The 1179-nt window shown below is 48.1% G+C and carries 1 protein-coding gene; it reads left to right on the forward strand.

Annotated features, from left to right (window positions below; translation table 11 throughout):
• Window position 1: 1 nt before the first annotated feature.
• Window positions 2-1179: elongation factor Tu (gene tuf / locus HMPREF2871_RS09840; RefSeq protein ID WP_049336986.1), on the forward strand; the 1178-nt coding region annotated here is incomplete at its 3' end.

Here is a 1179-nt window from a genome sequence, read left to right on the forward strand (position 1 = left end):
CATGGCTAAGGAAAAATTTGAACGTAGCAAACCGCACGTAAACGTTGGCACCATCGGTCACGTTGACCATGGTAAAACCACTCTGACTGCTGCTTTGACTACTATTTTGGCTAAAAAATTTGGTGGTGCTGCAAAAGCTTACGACCAAATCGACAACGCTCCTGAAGAAAAAGCCCGCGGTATTACCATTAATACCTCACACGTAGAATACGAAACTGAAACCCGTCACTACGCACACGTAGACTGCCCAGGCCACGCCGACTACGTTAAAAACATGATTACCGGTGCTGCCCAAATGGACGGCGCGATCTTGGTATGTTCCGCAGCTGACGGTCCTATGCCACAAACTCGCGAACACATCCTGTTGGCCCGCCAAGTAGGTGTACCTTACATCATCGTATTCATGAACAAATGCGACATGGTTGACGATGCCGAGTTGTTGGAACTGGTTGAAATGGAAATCCGTGACTTGTTGTCAAGCTACGACTTCCCAGGTGATGACTGCCCAATCGTACAAGGTTCTGCACTGAAAGCCTTGGAAGGTGACGCTGGTTACGAAGAAAAAATCTTCGAATTGGCTGCTGCTCTGGACAGCTACATCCCAACACCTGAGCGTGCTGTGGACAAGCCTTTCTTGTTGCCTATCGAAGACGTATTCTCTATCTCCGGTCGTGGTACAGTAGTAACCGGTCGTGTAGAGCGCGGTATCATCCACGTTGGTGACGAGATCGAAATCGTAGGTCTGAAAGAAACTCAAAAAACCACTTGTACCGGTGTTGAAATGTTCCGCAAACTGCTGGACGAAGGTCAAGCAGGTGACAACGTAGGCGTATTGCTGCGTGGTACTAAACGTGAAGATGTAGAGCGTGGTCAAGTATTGGCTAAACCAGGTACTATCACTCCTCACACCAAATTCAAAGCAGAAGTATACGTACTGAGCAAAGAAGAGGGTGGTCGTCACACTCCATTCTTCGCTAACTACCGTCCACAATTCTACTTCCGTACTACTGACGTAACTGGTGCAGTTACTTTGGAAGAAGGTGTAGAAATGGTAATGCCAGGTGAGAACGTAACCATTACTGTAGAACTGATTGCGCCTATCGCTATGGAAGAAGGTCTGCGCTTTGCGATTCGCGAAGGTGGTCGTACCGTAGGTGCGGGTGTGGTTTCTTCTGTAAT

Source organism: Neisseria sp. HMSC067G12, from assembly GCF_001812725.1.
In the GTDB taxonomy this organism is placed as follows: domain Bacteria; phylum Pseudomonadota; class Gammaproteobacteria; order Burkholderiales; family Neisseriaceae; genus Neisseria; species Neisseria perflava.